Annotated in this window: 19 protein-coding genes; 7 read left to right on the plus strand and 12 right to left on the minus strand. The window is 64.2% G+C overall.

Translation table 11 applies throughout. The annotated features are described in order from the left end of the window. Positions 1 to 62: 62 nt before the first annotated feature. From ACFC2Y_RS10560 to ACFC2Y_RS10610, 11 genes are all read right to left on the minus strand, one after another. On the minus strand, positions 63 to 1,706 hold the full coding sequence (locus ACFC2Y_RS10560; RefSeq protein WP_375174523.1) for an FAD-binding dehydrogenase: 1,644 nt from the start codon (positions 1,704 to 1,706) through the stop codon (positions 63 to 65). A gap of 97 nt (positions 1,707 to 1,803) precedes the next feature. Continuing rightward, positions 1,804 to 2,757: a GAF domain-containing protein gene (locus ACFC2Y_RS10565; protein WP_375174522.1), complete on the minus strand. Its 954-nt coding sequence runs from the start codon at positions 2,755 to 2,757 to the stop codon at positions 1,804 to 1,806. A 164-nt stretch (positions 2,758 to 2,921) separates the two neighbouring features. Further along, a complete protein-coding gene (locus ACFC2Y_RS10570) occupies positions 2,922 to 3,704 on the minus strand; it encodes a succinate dehydrogenase iron-sulfur subunit (RefSeq protein WP_375174521.1) in 783 nt (260 codons plus the stop codon). Between the two features lie 10 nt (positions 3,705 to 3,714). Next, positions 3,715 to 5,523: a succinate dehydrogenase flavoprotein subunit gene (gene sdhA, locus ACFC2Y_RS10575; protein WP_375174520.1), complete on the minus strand. Its 1,809-nt coding sequence runs from the start codon at positions 5,521 to 5,523 to the stop codon at positions 3,715 to 3,717. Positions 5,524 to 5,550: 27 nt separating this feature from the next. Next, entirely contained in the window at positions 5,551 to 5,922 is a 372-nt protein-coding gene (sdhD, locus tag ACFC2Y_RS10580) for a succinate dehydrogenase, hydrophobic membrane anchor protein (protein ID WP_375174519.1), read from the minus strand. A gap of 12 nt (positions 5,923 to 5,934) precedes the next feature. Further along, complete coding sequence (gene sdhC / locus ACFC2Y_RS10585; RefSeq protein WP_375174518.1) at positions 5,935 to 6,324, minus strand: succinate dehydrogenase, cytochrome b556 subunit; 390 nt, start codon at positions 6,322 to 6,324, stop codon at positions 5,935 to 5,937. A 252-nt stretch (positions 6,325 to 6,576) separates the two neighbouring features. After that, positions 6,577 to 7,263 (minus strand): VPLPA-CTERM sorting domain-containing protein, encoded by a 687-nt coding sequence (locus ACFC2Y_RS10590; protein ID WP_375174517.1) that lies wholly within the window; start codon positions 7,261 to 7,263, stop codon positions 6,577 to 6,579. 161 nt (positions 7,264 to 7,424) lie between these two features. Continuing rightward, positions 7,425 to 8,456 (minus strand): MaoC family dehydratase, encoded by a 1,032-nt coding sequence (locus tag ACFC2Y_RS10595; protein ID WP_375174516.1) that lies wholly within the window; start codon positions 8,454 to 8,456, stop codon positions 7,425 to 7,427. Then, positions 8,457 to 8,660, minus strand: a complete 204-nt coding sequence (locus tag ACFC2Y_RS10600; protein WP_136636649.1) for a DUF1737 domain-containing protein — start codon at positions 8,658 to 8,660, stop codon at positions 8,457 to 8,459. A 9-nt stretch (positions 8,661 to 8,669) separates the two neighbouring features. After that, the gene (locus tag ACFC2Y_RS10605; RefSeq protein WP_375174515.1) at positions 8,670 to 9,215 is read right to left on the minus strand and encodes an NnrU family protein; all 546 of its coding nucleotides are present in this window, start codon (positions 9,213 to 9,215) and stop codon (positions 8,670 to 8,672) included. A gap of 48 nt (positions 9,216 to 9,263) precedes the next feature. After that, entirely contained in the window at positions 9,264 to 10,118 is an 855-nt protein-coding gene (locus ACFC2Y_RS10610; RefSeq protein WP_375174514.1) for an HpcH/HpaI aldolase/citrate lyase family protein, read from the minus strand. A 310-nt stretch (positions 10,119 to 10,428) separates the two neighbouring features. Between ACFC2Y_RS10610 and ACFC2Y_RS10615 the strand changes: the two genes are divergently transcribed. Together ACFC2Y_RS10615 and mdh are read left to right on the plus strand one after the other, a co-directional pair. Then, positions 10,429 to 10,722: a hypothetical protein gene (locus ACFC2Y_RS10615; protein WP_375174985.1), complete on the plus strand. Its 294-nt coding sequence runs from the start codon at positions 10,429 to 10,431 to the stop codon at positions 10,720 to 10,722. A 233-nt stretch (positions 10,723 to 10,955) separates the two neighbouring features. After that, complete coding sequence (gene mdh, locus ACFC2Y_RS10620; RefSeq protein WP_375174513.1) at positions 10,956 to 11,918, plus strand: malate dehydrogenase; 963 nt, start codon at positions 10,956 to 10,958, stop codon at positions 11,916 to 11,918. Between the two features lie 78 nt (positions 11,919 to 11,996). Here the strand turns inward: mdh and ACFC2Y_RS10625 are convergent, their stop codons facing one another. Next, positions 11,997 to 12,335, minus strand: a complete 339-nt coding sequence (locus ACFC2Y_RS10625) for a hypothetical protein (protein WP_375174512.1) — start codon at positions 12,333 to 12,335, stop codon at positions 11,997 to 11,999. A 283-nt stretch (positions 12,336 to 12,618) separates the two neighbouring features. On the opposite strand from ACFC2Y_RS10625, the gene sucC reads away from it, so the two are divergent. The 5 genes from sucC (at position 12,619) to ACFC2Y_RS10650 (ending at position 16,178) form a co-directional block, all read left to right on the plus strand. Continuing rightward, positions 12,619 to 13,812, plus strand: a complete 1,194-nt coding sequence (gene sucC, locus ACFC2Y_RS10630; protein WP_375174511.1) for an ADP-forming succinate--CoA ligase subunit beta — start codon at positions 12,619 to 12,621, stop codon at positions 13,810 to 13,812. A gap of 110 nt (positions 13,813 to 13,922) precedes the next feature. Beyond that, positions 13,923 to 14,348 (plus strand): hypothetical protein, encoded by a 426-nt coding sequence (locus tag ACFC2Y_RS10635; protein WP_375186436.1) that lies wholly within the window; start codon positions 13,923 to 13,925, stop codon positions 14,346 to 14,348. A 142-nt stretch (positions 14,349 to 14,490) separates the two neighbouring features. Further along, on the plus strand, positions 14,491 to 14,946 hold the full coding sequence (locus tag ACFC2Y_RS10640; protein WP_375174509.1) for a hypothetical protein: 456 nt from the start codon (positions 14,491 to 14,493) through the stop codon (positions 14,944 to 14,946). 21 nt (positions 14,947 to 14,967) lie between these two features. Next, positions 14,968 to 15,528, plus strand: a complete 561-nt coding sequence (locus tag ACFC2Y_RS10645; protein ID WP_375174508.1) for a hypothetical protein — start codon at positions 14,968 to 14,970, stop codon at positions 15,526 to 15,528. Beyond that, positions 15,519 to 16,178 carry a hypothetical protein gene (locus ACFC2Y_RS10650; RefSeq protein ID WP_375186139.1) on the plus strand — a complete coding sequence of 220 codons (660 nt, stop codon included), beginning with the start codon at positions 15,519 to 15,521 and terminating at the stop codon, positions 16,176 to 16,178. Before ACFC2Y_RS10645 ends, ACFC2Y_RS10650 begins: the two co-directional genes overlap by 10 nt. Positions 16,179 to 16,228: the final 50 nt, after the last annotated feature.

The raw sequence follows: 16,228 nt of genomic DNA on the forward strand, positions 1-16,228 counted from the left end.
AAGATGGAGGTATCCGCCGGTTTACACAGCCCACAACTTCGCATCGCTGCAATGCAGAAAAATCAGACCTCCCGCCCCGCGGTCCGGCCCGAGAACAGGCAGCCGCCCAGAAACGTCCCTTCCAGCGCATTGTAGCCGTGATAGCCACCCCCGCCAAAGCCCGCGACTTCTCCGGCGGCATAGACCCCCTCGATCACCTCGCCCTGCGCATCCAACACCCGCGCCCGCACATCCGTGTGCAGCCCGCCAAGCGATTTACGCGTCAGGATGTTCAGCCGCACGGCAATCAGCGGGCCCGCCGCCGGATCAAGAATGCGATGCGGTTTCGCCGTCCGCACCAGCTTGTCCCCCAGATACCGCCGCGCCCCATGGATCGCCGTCACCTGCGCATCCTTGGAAAACGGGTTTGCCATCTCCCGGTCCCGCGCCTCGATTTGCCGTCGCAGGTCCTCCGCATCCAGCGGACACTCCGGCTCCAGCCGGTTCATCCCCGCCACCAGCGCCTCCAGCGCCTCCGCCACGACAAAATCCGCGCCCTTTTCCTTGAACGCCTCCACCGGCCCCGTCGCCGCCTTGTTCAGCACCCGCTGCCGGATCACCTCGCCCCACTTGCCGGAGGTAAAGTCCGGGTTCTGCTCCGACCCTGAGAGGGCGAACTCCTTCTTGATGATCGCCTGTGTCAACACGAACCAGCTGTGGTCCTGCCCCGTCGCCAGGATCCGTTTCAGCGTCGCCAGCGTGTCAAAGCCCGGCAGGCAGGGTGCCTCCATCCGCTTGCCCTTCGCATCAAACCACATGGAGGACGGCCCAGGCAGGATGCGGATGCCATGGTTCGGCCAGATCGGATCCCAGTTCTGGATCCCCTCGCAGTAATGCCACATCCGGTCGCCATTGATCAGACCGGCCCCCGCCCCCTCGGCAATCCCCTGTAACTGCCCGTCGACGTAATCCGGTACCCCGGCGACCATCCGCTCCGGCGCCGGGCCCAGCCGGTCGACGGGCCAGTGGCGGCGAACCTTCTCATGGTCCCCGCCGATCCCGCCGGAGGTCAGGATGAGGCTCTCCCCCTCCGCCTCGAAGGCACCCGCCACCTCCCGCGACGAACTCTGCCCGCGTGGCAGATCGGAGGGCACAAGCACCTCGCCCGCCACGCGCCGCGCCTTCAGATCCAGATCGGTGACCCGATGCCGAAACTCGAAGGTCAGCGCCCCGCTTTCGACCAGCTCCCGCGCCCGCGCGGCAAAGGGCGCGACAACCCCCGGCCCGGTCCCCCAGGTCAGATGAAAGCGCGGCACCGAATTGCCGTGGCCCGTCGCCATCGCGCCACCCCGTTCCGCCCAGCCGACCACGGGGAACCAGCGCATCCCCATCCCGGCCAGCCAAGCCCGCATCTCTCCGGCCGCGAAGTCCAGATAGGCCTCCGCCACGGCGCGCGGATTGGCATCCTCCGCCCGGTCGAACCCGGCCGAACCCATCCAGTCCTGCGCCGCCAGATCGCGGCTGTCCCGGATCTTCATCCGCCGCTGTTCCGGCGTATCCACCATGAAGAGCCCGCCAAGCGACCAGAAGGCCTGCCCGCCCAGGCTCTGCTCCCCCTCCTGATCCAGCAGCAGGACCTTGCGCCCGCGCCCCGCCGCCTCCGTCGCGGCGACAAGCCCGGCCAGTCCTGCGCCGACGACAATCACATCAGCCTTGTACTTCTGCATCCGCCTGCCCTTCCCTGGGTCCCTTGACCACGCCTGTCAGACCAGGCCCGACACGGGGCACACGTCCTGACTTACCGCGCCTTAAGATCCGTCGCCCTCACTCCCCGATGCCCAGCCGCTTCATCCGGCGGTAGAGCGTCGCCCGCCCCACGCCCAGCGCCCGCGCCGCCTCCGACACATTGCCCCGGGCCCGGGCCAGCGCCCGCATCACCGCCGCGCGTTCGGCCTTTTCGAACCCCGTCGGCCCGTCCTCCCGTCCGAACAGGTCCGAGGCCGGAATCGCCGCCACCGGCCCCGTCGCCGCCATGCCAAAGGCCCGCCGCGCCCCGCGCGTGGCCCCGATGACAATGTCATCGCCATCCACCGCCAGCAGCATCGCCGCATCGCTGTCATCGCCATCCGTCACCACGATCCGCGCGCCCGCATACGACGCCCGGAAATAATCCGCCTCGATAGTCTTGGCCGTCTGCGCCACCGTGGCCGCGATCACCCGGTTGAAGGCCTCCGTCTGATCTGCCCGGGCCGAGGAGACGTCCAGCGCCGCCACCAGCCGCCCGTCCGGCCCGAAGATCGGCGCATCCATGCAGCTCATCGCCGTGTTGCGCGCCAGGAAATGCTCCTCCCGATGGATCGTCACCGCCCGCCGGTCTGCGAGGCAGGTCCCGATCCCGTTGGTCCCCTCGCTCTCCTCGCTCCAGTCCGCGCCAAGGGCCAGGCCCCAGCTCTCGAACACCCTCAGATCGCCGTCCGTGCACCGCCGGTCCAGCACGATCCCCTTCTCATCGGTCAGCAAGACGCCGCAGCCCGAATTGCCGACCAGCCCGAAAAGCTGATCCAGCTTCGGCGCGGCCACCAGCATGAACCGCTCCAGCCGCCCGCGATGGTTTCGCACCTCCGCCTCGCTCAACCGCGACGGTGCGCGGCTCTCGCCGGGGTCCAACCCATGCCGGTCCATCGACCGCCGCCAGGACGCCGCCAGCGGCGATTTCGCCGCCGCCGACCCCGACAGCACCGTGCTCATCACACGATCCACATGGCTGTGCTTGTCCATGATGTCTCCTCCGCCGAGGAGCCTAGCGCCGCGCAATGCGTCTGGCAAACACCACCGCAGGCTTCTTTTGATCCCAAATAAATCGGTGTCCGAGAGACAAAGCCCCGCAAAGAAAAACGGCCCCCCGAAGGGAGCCGTCCGTCACATTAGCAAAACCGGAGGGATCAGACCGTCCGTTCCACCATCATCTGCTTGATATGCGCGATGGCCTTGGCCGGGTTCAGACCCTTCGGGCAGGTCTTGGCGCAGTTCATGATCGTGTGGCAGCGGTAGAGCTTGAAGGGATCCTCCAGATCGTCCAGCCGCTCGCCCGTCGCCTCATCGCGCGAGTCGATGATCCAGCGATAGGCATGCAGCAGCGCCGCCGGGCCAAGATACCGGTCGCCGTTCCACCAATAGCTGGGGCAGGAGGTCGAGCAGGAGGCGCACATCACGCATTCATACAGCCCGTCCAGCTTCTTGCGGTCCTCGATGGATTGCTTCCACTCCTTCGCGGGCCGGTTCGTCTTGGTCTCCAGCCAAGGCATGATGCTGGCATGCTGCGCGTAGAAATGCGTCAGGTCGGGGATCAGGTCCTTCACCACCGGCATATGCGGCAGCGGATAGATCTTGACCACGTCGCCGTCGATCTCGTCCAGACCAAAGATACAGGCCAGCGTGTTGCGCCCGTCGATCATCATCGCGCAGGACCCGCAGATCCCCTCGCGGCACGACCGGCGGAAGGTCAGCGTCGGGTCGATCTCGTTCTTGATCTTGATCAGCGCGTCCAGAACCATCGGGCCGCATTTGTCCATGTCCAGGAAATAGGTGTCGACCCGGGGGTTTTCGCCAGTATCCGGGTTCCAGCGATAGATCTGGAACTTGCGGATATTGGTCGCGCCATCCGGCTTCGGCCAGGTCTTGCCGGCCGTGACGCGGGAATTCTTGGGGAGTTTGAATTGTGCCATCTCGTCCTCCTCAGAACGTCCGCGCCTTGGGCGCGATCTTCTTCAACTCGATCCCGCCATCCGTCTCCGCCGTCAACGGATCGGTGATGACCGGGCGATAGCTCAGTTCGACCTTGTTGTCCTCGACACGGGAAATCGTGTGAACGCGCCAGTTCTTGTCGTCGCGTTCCGAATGATCCTCATGCGCATGGGCGCCGCGGCTTTCCTTGCGCGCCTCCGCCCCGACGATCGTCGCCAGCGCGTTCGGCATCAGGTTGGTCAGCTCCAGCGTCTCCATCAGGTCCGAATTCCACACCAGCGACCGGTCGGTGACCTTCACGTCGGGCATCTTGGCCGCGATCTCGGTCATTTTCTTGACGCCCTCTTCCAGCGTCTTGCTCTCGCGGAAGACCGCGGCGTCCGACTGCATGGTCCGCTGCATCTCCAGCCGCAGCTCGGCGGTCGGGATGCCGCCGCTGGCGTTGCGGTAGAAATCGAACCGGTCAAAGGCCTTGTCGACAGACGCGGTGTTCAGCGTCGGCGCGGGCGCCTCCGGATCCACGACCTTGCCCGCCCGGATCGCCGCCGCGCGGCCAAAGACCACAAGGTCGATCAGCGAATTCGACCCAAGGCGGTTCGCCCCATGCACGGAGGCACAGCCCGCCTCGCCCACGGCCATCAGGCCCGGCACGACGGCGTTCGGATCGTCCTCGGTCGGGTTCAGCACCTCGCCCCAGTAGTTCGTCGGGATACCGCCCATGTTGTAATGCACGGTCGGCAGAACCGGGATCGGCTCCTTCGTCACGTCGACACCCGCAAAGATCTTCGCGCTCTCCGAAATCCCCGGCAGCCGTTCCGCCAGCGCCTCGGGCGGCAGGTGGCTGAGGTTCAGGTGAATATGGTCGCCATGTTCGCCGACGCCACGCCCCTCACGGATCTCCATGGTCATCGACCGCGAAACATAGTCACGCGGCGCGAGGTCCTTGTACTGGGGCGCATAGCGCTCCATGAACCGTTCCCCTTCGGAGTTGGTGAGGTAACCGCCTTCGCCGCGTGCCCCCTCGGTGATCAGACAGCCGGAGCCGTAGATGCCCGTCGGGTGGAACTGCACGAACTCCATATCCTGCAGCGGCAGACCCGCCCGCGCCACCATGCCGCCACCGTCACCGGTGCAGGTATGCGCGGAAGTTGCCGAGAAATAGGCACGGCCGTACCCGCCCGTCGCCAGCACCACCATCTTGGCGTTGAAGACATGCATCGTGCCGTCGTCCAGCTTCCAGCAGACGACGCCGGTGCAGACGCCATCATCCGACATGATCAGGTCGATGGCGAAATATTCGATGTAGAACTCGGCGTTGTTCTTCAGCGACTGACCGTAAAGCGTATGCAGGATCGCGTGGCCGGTCCGGTCGGCGGCGGCACAGGTCCGCTGCACGGCGGGGCCTTCGCCGAACTCGGTCGTGTGACCGCCGAACGGGCGCTGATAGATCTTGCCCTCTTCGGTGCGCGAGAACGGCACGCCGTAATGCTCCAGCTCATACACAGCCGCAGGCGCCGAGCGGGCCAGGTATTCCATCGCATCCGTATCGCCCAGCCAGTCCGACCCCTTCACGGTGTCGTACATGTGCCACTGCCAGTTGTCCGGGCCCATGTTCGACAGAGAAGCCGCAATCCCACCCTGCGCCGCAACCGTGTGCGAGCGGGTCGGGAAAACCTTGGTCACGCAGGCCGTCCGCAGGCCCTGTTCGGCCATGCCAAGCGTGGCGCGCAGCCCGGCGCCACCGGCACCTACAACCACGACGTCATAATTATGCGTCTCGTATTCGTAAGTTGCTGTCATTCGCTTTGTTCCTTCTCGCGCGTCACGTCAGAGGGCGAGTTTCAGTAGTGCAAGAAGCCCCATGGCCATCAGCACATAGGTGGCTGCATTCACCGCGATGAGGATCAGTTTCTGGGCGACGCCGTGGACGTAATCCTCGACCGCCTCGTCGATTTCCATCTTGATATGGACCAGCCCGACGATCAGCCCCAGGGCCATGACCAGCGCCACGAAGGGGCTGGAGAAATAGGCCAGGACCTCCTCATGACTGCGGCCCAACCCGCTGCCGAAGGTGAAGACGAAGAAGGGCACCAGCACCACGAGGCAGAGCGAGGTCACCATCATCTTCCAGTGATGATGCGTCCCTTCGCTGCCTGCGCCGGTTCCCACTGCACGTTTACGGTCGGTTAGATAGCTCATCTCTCTGCCTCCTCAGACCACGACGAATGTGAACAGTGCCAGCACGGTCGCGCCGATGAACATGCCCCAGCCCATCTTCTCGGACGTCTCGAGATCCAGGCAGTAGCCGAAATCCCAGATGACATGCCGCAGGCGCCCCAGAACGTGATACCAGATTGCCCAGGTCGCCAGGGCCATGATCACATCGCCGATCAGGCTGGTCAGCAGCCAGTTGAACCAGCCGAACGCCGCCTCGGATGTCGCTGCGGCCAGAAGCCAGCAGATAATCAGGAACGCGGTCCCGAAGGATACGATCCCGGTGATCCGCACCATGATCGACGAAATCGAGGTGATCTGAGGTCGGTAGTACGGGCCAATCATGAAAGGAGAAAGCGGGCGTTTGCCCCGGTTCACATCTGCCATGGCGGTGCCTTTTCTGGGTTCCGTTGGTGCCTCTGTATCGTTTTTTTCTGGATTGTCATTAGCGCAGGGTCAAGTTTCCTGCTCTGAACCCGCAGGTTTCGGCCATTGTGATCACGTGCCTTCGTCATGTGATCACATTTTGGGCCCCGCTGAAGCGGCGTCCCGCGGCGCTCCGCCCGATTCCGCCTAAAATGGGATCAAAACTGTCGGGAAATTCGTGATCACACCCAGGCCATTCGGGCCCGCGGCCGCTCAGCCGCGCCGCGCCACCCGCCGCCGCAGCAGCCCGAACACCCCCAAACCGCCGATCAACAACGGGGCCGTGGCACCGATCGGCACCTCTGCCCCAGTCTTCGGCAGGACGACACCATCATACATGACGACATTGTCCACCTGGTACCGATCCCGGATTTCCTTGCCGCCGATCGTGGCGATATCCTCGGCATCGAACCGCACCGATTGGAACGGCGCCGCCCCGATAAACCCGACATACCCGTTCAGGCCACCTGCCAGTTCGGACAGGATGAAACTCTGCGGGCCCGATCCGTCATCGACAGTGATCCGCAACTCCTCGCCTTCAACATCCCGCCCGTCCGGCCCGGCGTTGTAGATCTCGAACCCGAAGGCATTGACCCCGGTGGCAAACGACCAGTTGTGCCCCTTGGGCCCGTCGACCCGCGCTTCCAGCCGGTTGTTTCCACTGTAGGACTGCACCCGAAAACTGTCGCTCAGGAAATCGGCGGTCACGATAAGACCGGAGGCGAACTGCTGATTGTCGTTCGGTGCCTCGTAGGCCACGTCGAACTCTTCAAGCGACATGCCCGTCGCCGATGCCACAGCCGCGTCAAAGGATGCCTTGTCGGAAAAGCCGACAACAACGGCCAACGCGGGTCCGGCCATCAGGCCAAGCACCGTCGTAGCACTGAAAATCAATCTCATTATCTTCCCCTCGGAATGCGCTTATGTCGCGCAAACGCCTCAATGCGGGAATCTTCCCATTCCCGACGCGGGATTGCAACTGTCACAGCCGCTTTTTCCGCAATGTGCTCCGAAGGATACAGGTCAACGCTCTCTCATCCGGCAACGCCTGCCCCATGCCGTCACACCGGCATCAGCGCCCAGTAGTCGAGGTCCAGCAGCACCTGAGGCAGGTATTTCCCGTCCTCGCCCTTCAGCTCGCCGACCGAGGCATCGTCGACCGCCACCAGCCGCAGACGCATGGCACCGACCCCCGGCGCCGCGGTCTCTGCCTTGTCCAGCACCTCGGACCAGGCCTTCACCGTCTTGCCGCTGAAACAGGGGTTCGCATGCGCCCCGCCGTTCAGCCCGACGATCATCTGCGCATTGGCCAGACCGTTGAACGACAGCGCCCGCGCCATCGAAATCACATGCCCGCCGTAGATCAGCCGCTGCCCGTCCGGCCGGAAGGTCGCGTCGAAATGCACCTTGGCCGTGTTCTGCCACAGCCGGGTGGCCATCATGTGCTCGGACTCTTCTATGGTCACCCCATCGACATGGCCGATCACCTCGCCCACCTCGTAATCCGCCATCCGGTGCGGCTCGCCCGCCAGCGTGAAATCATACCCGGAGAAATCCAGCCCTTCAGGGATCACCAGATCCGCCGGGTCGATCACAGATGCCAGTTCCGGCACCACCGTCTCCGGGGCGGGGGCCTCGACATCCTTCTTCCGCACCATGACCCAACGCACATACTCCATCACGACCTCACCGCGCTGGTTCATCCCGCGCGTGCGCACATAGACCACCCCGGTCTTGCCGTTGGAGTTCTGCTTCAGCCCGATCACCTCCGACGACGACCGCAGCGTATCCCCCGCATAGACCGGCTTCAGCCAGCGCCCCTCCGCATAGCCCAGGTTCGCCACCGCATTCAGCGACACGTCCGGCACCGTCTTGCCAAAGACCACGTGGAAGGCCGCCAGATCATCCAGCGGCGCCTCCGGCAGCCCGCAGGCCCGCGCGAATTCATCCGAGGAATAGAGCGCATGCCGCATCGGATAGAGCGCGTGATACAGCGCCCGCTCCCCGCCCGACACCGTGCGCGGCACGGCGTGGTCGATCACCTGACCGATGGCATAATCCTCAAAGAAACGGCCCGCGTTGGTCTTGGTCATTCACAGCTCTCCCAGCTTCATGTCGGGGTCATAGTCGCCCGCGACCTCCTTGGTCACCGCCTGGCCACAGCGCATCACGCCGGTGGTCGCGTCATGCGCATAGGTCGGGTCGCCATAAAGCTCCCACCCCTTGGCCAGCGCCGCGGTCACCTTGTGGCAAAAGGCCGAAGTGTCGTCGGCAGTCAGGAATCGATAGGCTTTCATGATCTCTCCTCAACCAAATGTCGGATAGCCCAGCCAGGTGTGGATCCAGCCGATCACGCCCAGCAAAACGATGGAAATGGCCAGGAACATCCCGTCCTTGGCCAGGCTCCCCTTGGCGGGCGGCGTCCACTCGGGTTCGCTCCGGTTGATCACCACCATCTCCGCAATCGCCCACAGGCCCAGCCCGCCGAACAGGATGAAGGAGGTCGTATCCCCGTTCACCAGCAGATGCGCCACGGTCCACAGCAGGAACCCGGTCAGCATCGGATGCCGCATCCGGTAGAACAGCGCGCCCTTCTTCGGCCCCGGCGATGTCAGGTAGAGCGCGGCGATCATCAGCAGGTTGTTGATCCCGACCGTGGCCGGATGCCGCCCCCAGAACACCGTCGTGTCAGACACGCGGTAGCCAAAGATCATCATCAGCACGGCCAGCACCAGCGCCAGCGCGACCAGCCCGCGCCCCCTGTCGCCGGCCTCCGCCCGCCAGCCGGGGGCAATACGTTTGAAGAAATGGGCAAAGGCCCAAAGCAGGACACCCAAAACGAGGATAAGCATGGCGACGGTTCCCGTGGCTAGATGTGAATCATCTTCACATTGGCAGGCTCATCCCATCCGCGCAATGGCCTCTGCCTTCGCGAGGGTCTTCTTGGCGGTCTCCACATGCAGGTTCTCGACGATCTTGCCATCCACGACGGCCACGCCCTGCCCGGTGCGCTCGATCTCCTCATGTGCCTCGATCTGGCGTTTCGCCAGGTCCACCTCCTCCTCCGACGGGGCAAAGGCGGTATTCGCCCCCGCCACCTGCGCCGGGTGGATCAGCGTCTTGCCGTCGAACCCCAGATCACGGCCTTGCTCGCATTCCGCCGCCAGCCCCTCTTCGTCAAGGTACTGGTTATAGACCCCGTCAAGGCAGATCACACCATGCGCCCGCGCCGCCAGCAGCATCTGCTGCAGGGCGAACATCATCGGCAGCCGGTCCTCGCGGTTGCGGCAGTTCAGCTCCTTCGCCAGGTCGTTGGTCCCCGCGACGAACCCCTTCACCCGCGGATGCGCGGCGATCTCCAGCGCGTTGAGCACGCCCAGCGGCGTCTCGATCATGCACCAGATGTCCATCTGCGCACCCATCAACTTGTTCAGCGCCTCGACATCCGCGACGCCGTCGACCTTGGGCAGCAGCATCGCATCGGCCTTGGCATTCTTCAGAACGGCCACGTCATCCGCGCCCCAATCGGTATCCAGCCCGTTGATGCGGATGATCTTGGCCCGCTCGCCATAGCCGTCGTGCTCCAGTGCCGCCTTCAGCGTCTCGCGCGCCGCACCCTTGGCATCCGGCGTCACCGCATCCTCCAGGTCAAAGATGATTGCGTCACAGGCCAGCCCGCGCGCCTTGTCCAGCGCCCGGTCTTTCGAGCCGGGGATATAAAGGACGGATCGGTAGGGGCGAAAAGCGGTATCCATGGGCAGCTCCGAGTCGTGGCCGGGTAACAATCTTGCGCATCCTTCGCATTATTTGAGCGATTAGTTCAAGGTATCCCGTGCCGCGACGCAGAAAAAACATGCCCGACCGGCCCGACGGATCGCATCGCCCCACCCTGCGTACGCACCGTTAACCGCTTCTTCGCATCCTGGCGGCACACTTTCCCCATGCGGAGATCGGACCAACCCAAAAACCCCGACCCCGGAGCAGAGGACAGATCGGACGGCGCGCACCGCCTCGCCCGAAACCAGAAAGGACTGCACCATGACACATCGCACAATGCTGGGCACAATGCTGGGCGGATGCCTGACCGCCGCTCTCCTGACCCTCCCCACGGTCGTACACGCCGGGGCCTGTGCCCCGCGCGACATCGTACTGGAAAGGCTGGCCTCGACCTATGGCGAGACGCGCCAATCCATCGGTCTCGGCCCCAACAACCAGATGGTGGAGGTTTTCGCCTCCGACGACACCGGCACCTGGACAATCACGGTGACCAAGCCGACCGGCCTGACCTGCCTTGTCGCCAGCGGCCAAGCGTTCGAGACATTGGCAGAGGCGCTACCAACCGCGGACAGCGACGCCTGACCCGGTCCGAGAATCGCCGCGCCCTCATGCGCTCGTCGGCCCGCCGCGCCCCGGCCGGGTCGTCCACCCGACGGTCAAGACATCACCAAGTTGATGTTTTTACTGTCGTTCTCACCTGGGGTTGCGCCCATCAACACCGGATATCACGGCCCCGACACGGCCTCACCCTTGCGCAAAGCACCCAAAACTCCTAGGCATCGGCCCGAGATTTCATCGGACTGGAGAAAAGTTCCATGGCACGACCCAAGATCGCCCTTATCGGCGCTGGTCAGATCGGCGGCACCCTCGCCCACCTCGCTGCAATCAAAGAACTGGGCGACGTCGTTCTCTTCGACATCGCCGAAGGCATCCCCGAGGGCAAGGCGCTCGACATCGCGGAATCCGGTCCGTCGGAGGGCTTCGACGCGACCCTGAAAGGCACGCAAAGCTACGAAGACATCGCAGGCGCGGACGTCTGCATCGTCACCGCCGGCGTGCCGCGCAAGCCGGGCATGTCCCGCGACGACCTGCTGGGCATCAACCTCAAGGTCATGAAATCCGTCGGCGAAGGCATCAAGGCCCACGCCCCGGACGCCTTCGTGATCTGCATCACCAACCCGCTCGACGCGATGGTCTGGGCGCTGCAGCAGTTCTCCGGCCTGCCCGCGAACAAGGTCTGCGGCATGGCGGGCGTTCTCGACAGTGCGCGCTTCCGCCACTTCCTGGCGACCGAATTCGGCGTGTCCATGAAGGATGTCACCGCCTTTGTCCTCGGCGGCCACGGCGACACCATGGTCCCCTCCGCCCGCTATTCCACCGTCGCCGGCATCCCGCTGCCCGACCTGGTGAAAATGGGCTGGACCACGCAGGAAAAACTCGACGCGATCATCCAGCGCACCCGCGACGGCGGCGCGGAAATCGTCGGCCTGCTGAAAACCGGGTCGGCCTTCTACGCCCCCGCGACCTCCGCGATCGAGATGGCCGAAGCCTACCTTAAAGACCAGAAGCGCGTCCTGCCCTGCGCAGCCTATTGTGACGGCGAACTGGGCGTGAAGGACATGTATGTCGGCGTGCCCACGGTCATCGGCGCCGGTGGCATCGAGAAAATCGTCAACATCCAGCTCAACAAGGAAGAGCAGGAGATGTTCGACAAATCGGTCACCGCGGTGAAAGGCCTCGTGGAGGCCTGCAAGGGCATCGACAGCTCCCTCGCCTGATCGCGCGCGTCAACCGAAGACAAAAACGCCCGCCTTCCCCGAGAAGGCGGGCGTTTTCTTTTGGGCCTTCAGGTCCGCCTACCGACGGTGGCCCGACACCTCGTCCAGCAACCGCGCGGCAATCATGGCCGCCCCGGCAATCGCCAGCGACGACCCGATCTTCGTGGTCACGTTGTCCGGCGCCACACGCTCGGCCCCGTCGCGCGTCACCCGGACCGCCTTGCCGATCCGCCCCGATCGCACGTCGCGCATCGGGGACGGGTTGGGCATGTCGAGCGCGGATGGCCGGAAGCGCGACAGCAACGCCCCGACTGCAATGAGCCCCGCCCCGAAGGCCAGGGGTTTCCACCGCTCGCGGTGCGTAGCCACCGGCGGGCGGTGGCGTTTCAATGCGGGAAGTTTGTCGGCGACGCTCATCTGGGATCTCCTTTAAAAGGAAAACACCCGAGCGCCCGGTCGGTTCCGCAGGTCACGTTCCACACCCGGCCCTCACCCTGCCAACGCCCGTGAATCGGTCACTTTTGCGGCCGATCGGTCATTTCGACAGCGGAGCGGCAAAGTTGTGATCACACCCTGCATTCGTGTGATCACAAACCCCAGAAAAACGGCGGGAATCCCCGATTCAACTCACAAAACGATTCATCGCATGGTCACCTTGTGTCACTACCGATGCAAATCGTAGCAACGAGGGACGGATTTCATGAACATCCATGAATATCAGGCGAAGGCAATCCTTCGCGATTATGGCTGCCCGGTGTCTGACGGCCGCGCCGTCACGAAGGCCGAGGACGCCAAGACCGCCGCAGGCGAACTTGACGGACCGCTCTGGGTCGTCAAGGCACAGATCCACGCAGGTGGCCGCGGCAAGGGCAAGTTCAAGGAAGCCGATGCAGGCGAAAAGGGCGGCGTCCGCCTTGCCAAATCGGTCGAAGAGGCCGCCGAGGAAGCCAAGAAGATGCTGGGCCGCACCCTGGTGACGCATCAGACCGGTGCCGCAGGCAAGCAGGTCAACCGCATCTACATCGAGGACGGCTCCGACATCGAGCGTGAGCTCTACCTCGCCCTGCTGGTCGACCGTCAGACCTCCGCCGTCTCCATCGTCTGCTCCACCGAGGGCGGCATGGACATCGAAGAAGTCGCGGCCTCCACGCCCGAGAAAATTCTCTCCTTCTCCATCGAGCCCGCCACCGGCTTCCAGCCGTTCCACGGCCGCCGCGTCGCCTTCGCCCTCGGGCTGGAAGGCGCGCAGGTCAAGCAGATGGTCGGCCTGCTGTCCAAGCTCTACACAGCCTTCACCGAGAAGGACATGGAGATGCTGGAGATCAACCCGCTGATCGTCATGCCCGACGGCAACCTCAAGGTGCTGGATGCCAAGGTCGGCTTCGACGGCAACGCCCTTTACCGTCACTCCGACATCCAGGCGCTGCGCGACGAGACGGAAGAGGACCCCAAGGAACTCGCCGCCTCCAAGTACGACCTGAACTACATCGCCCTCGACGGCGAGATCGGCTGCATGGTCAACGGCGCCGGCCTCGCCATGGCGACGATGGACATCATCAAGCTCTACGGCGCGGAACCCGCCAACTTCCTCGACGTCGGCGGCGGCGCCACGAAGGAGAAGGTGACCGAGGCCTTCAAGATCATCACCTCCGACCCGAACGTGAAGGGTATCCTGGTGAACATCTTCGGCGGCATCATGCGCTGCGACGTCATCGCCGAGGGCGTGGTCGCCGCGGTGAAGGAAGTCGGCCTGCAGGTCCCGCTGGTCGTCCGTCTCGAAGGCACCAACGTCGAGAAGGGCAAGGAGATCATCAATACTTCCGGCCTGAACGTCATCGCCGCGGACAACCTCAGCGACGGGGCGGAGAAGATCGTGAAAGCGGTGAAAGGCTGAGCGTGACTGTGGCGATCGACACATCCGGCGTTACCGTCTTCGGCAGGGACTGGACCAAGTGCTTTGGCGCTGTGGGCATCGGTCTGGGCCTGACGGCAATCGGATATGTCATGCTGATGCAGGACGGGACGGACCTGATGGACCGCCGGGCGCGCCAGGGCGGGATCCTTATCCTGCCCTTCGGGGCTCTTTTCGGCCTATACTGGTTGGGCCGCCTTCTGGACCCCAGGCGCGACCTCGTCCGCCTGACCCCGGAAGGCATCCGGGACATCCGCGTCTACCCTCAGCAGCTCGCCTGGTCCGACATCACGAATGCCCGCACAGTCGGATCTTACGTGATACTGACGATAACCCGTGCCATGGCTCGCAGCCTCCCCCTCACGCTGTCGCAGAAATTGCGGAAACGGCTCCGCGCTTCCGCCGGACCCGGTCACCTGCTTTTGCCATCTGAAGGGCTCAAAGCATCCCAGACCGCTCTTTTTGAGGCCATTGAGGCCTATCGCTCAACCTATCCCAACAACATGCCACGCGCCTGAGCGCGACCACGGAACAAGGAACCAAACTCGTGGAAGTCCTCGCAGCAAAGAATACCAAGGTCATCTGTCCGGACGTCACCGGCTGCGAGGGTGCATTGCAATCTGGCGACGTCATAAGCGGCGACAACAACCGGGAGAAGGCATGAAACTGACAACCTCACTACTGACCCTCACCCTGCTCACCGCCAATACGGCCTCCGCAGGCAGTCACACGCCCGAGGAAGCCGCGCTGGACGACGTGATGTCTGGCTGCATCCGCATTGTCGCGCAGGATATCCCGCCGATGCGCGCCCTTCCCGGAGCACAGGAGACGGACGGCAAGTGGCTGCACGTGACCGACGTGTCCACCACCACCTATGACCCTGGCCAGAATACCTGCCTCATCAGCCTGCCCTCGATGTCGTACGATCAAGACGCGTCGGAGAAGTTTGTCCGCAACGAAATGCTCGGTGCCGATATCACCGACCTGGAAAGTATGGACATTGGCCGGACGACGCGGGGTATCATTGGCAAGGTGAACGAAAAATGGGTTCACATCGGATATCTTGGCATGGATGGAGGCCCGGGGTCCATGTTCGTGGTCAAGGCAAATCATTAGGACATCCGGGAAGCCCGAACCTTGCGTCACGCGATCCGCACATATGCTTCGACCCTCTGCCTGGCCCTCGCCGGGCAGCTCGGTCTGGTCTCCGGGGTCTCCGCACAATCCGGCGAGGTCGCGGACTTCGTGACCGAGGCCATGACGCTCTGCATTCAGAACTACCGCGATCCCAACGTGCTGGTGCAGGAGCTGGACGCCCGCAGCTACAGCTACACCCCCGAGCAGATGGATGAAGAAACCACCATCCACTGGTTCACCGCTCCGCAGCCGGACCTCGGGTCGGTGATGATCACCTACGAGAACTTCTCGCTGCATTGTGCGATCGGCACCGACCGGATGGGCGTGACCGAAATGATCCCGCTGGTCGGCACGATCCTGGAGACGACCTTCCCCGGTCTCTTCACCCCCGGCGCGCACGAGGGCGGGCCGGTCATCACGCCGAACACTGCGGCCAACGACAGCTGCACCGGCTATGCGGCCTTTCTGCCGCAAAGCGCGACAGAGGTGACCATCGGCATGCGCGGGCAGGATCCTGTTTGCGTCGAGAATGGCACGGCACAGGTGATGTTATGGTTCTGACACGTGATCCGATCCAAGGGCGCGGCGCGGCGCGGCGCCACATGGCCCGGGGCATAGGCCCTCTCGCGATGGCCCTCCTGCTGACCGCCCCTGCCCAGGCCCAGGACACGGGCGCCGCCGAAACCGCCGCCACCACCTGGTCGCGCTTCCTCGAATTCTGCGGCGCGGTCGGCACCGACCCCGCGGCCTTCCTGGAGGAGGCCTCGGATAAGGGCATCGCGATCGACCGGACCGATGACAACGGCGTCGTCGCGGTGACCGACCTGGCCGGTGCCGATGGCGTCAAGACTGAGGTTTACTATTACGGCATGCCCGAGGGCCTGCAGACCAGCTGTGCGGTGACCGGGCGCGATCCCGGTGGCTTTGCCGCGATCATTCAGAAGTACGCGATGACCGATCCGGGTCTTGTCGAATACGCACGCGCTCTGGATGCCGGTCTGACCTCCGTCCTGGACGAGGCGGAGGTGCTGCGCGTCGGAGGCGTGCTCACCCTGCCCGGCGATCCCGGCGGCGCGGCCGACGAGGTGATCATGCCGCACTACCGCGCCATCGTCGAACTGGCCGGCGAACCCCGCTACGCGACCGTGCACATCGCCGGCGGCGCGATCTTCATCGACACGATGTTCCTTCCCGCAAAGCTGCCCGAATGACCCGCCGGAGCCGGAATGATGACGAGAAAGGACCTGACAGGACATGAGAC

The organism is Pseudooceanicola sp. (assembly GCF_041987405.1).
Classification (GTDB): Bacteria; Pseudomonadota; Alphaproteobacteria; order Rhodobacterales; family Rhodobacteraceae; genus Pseudooceanicola.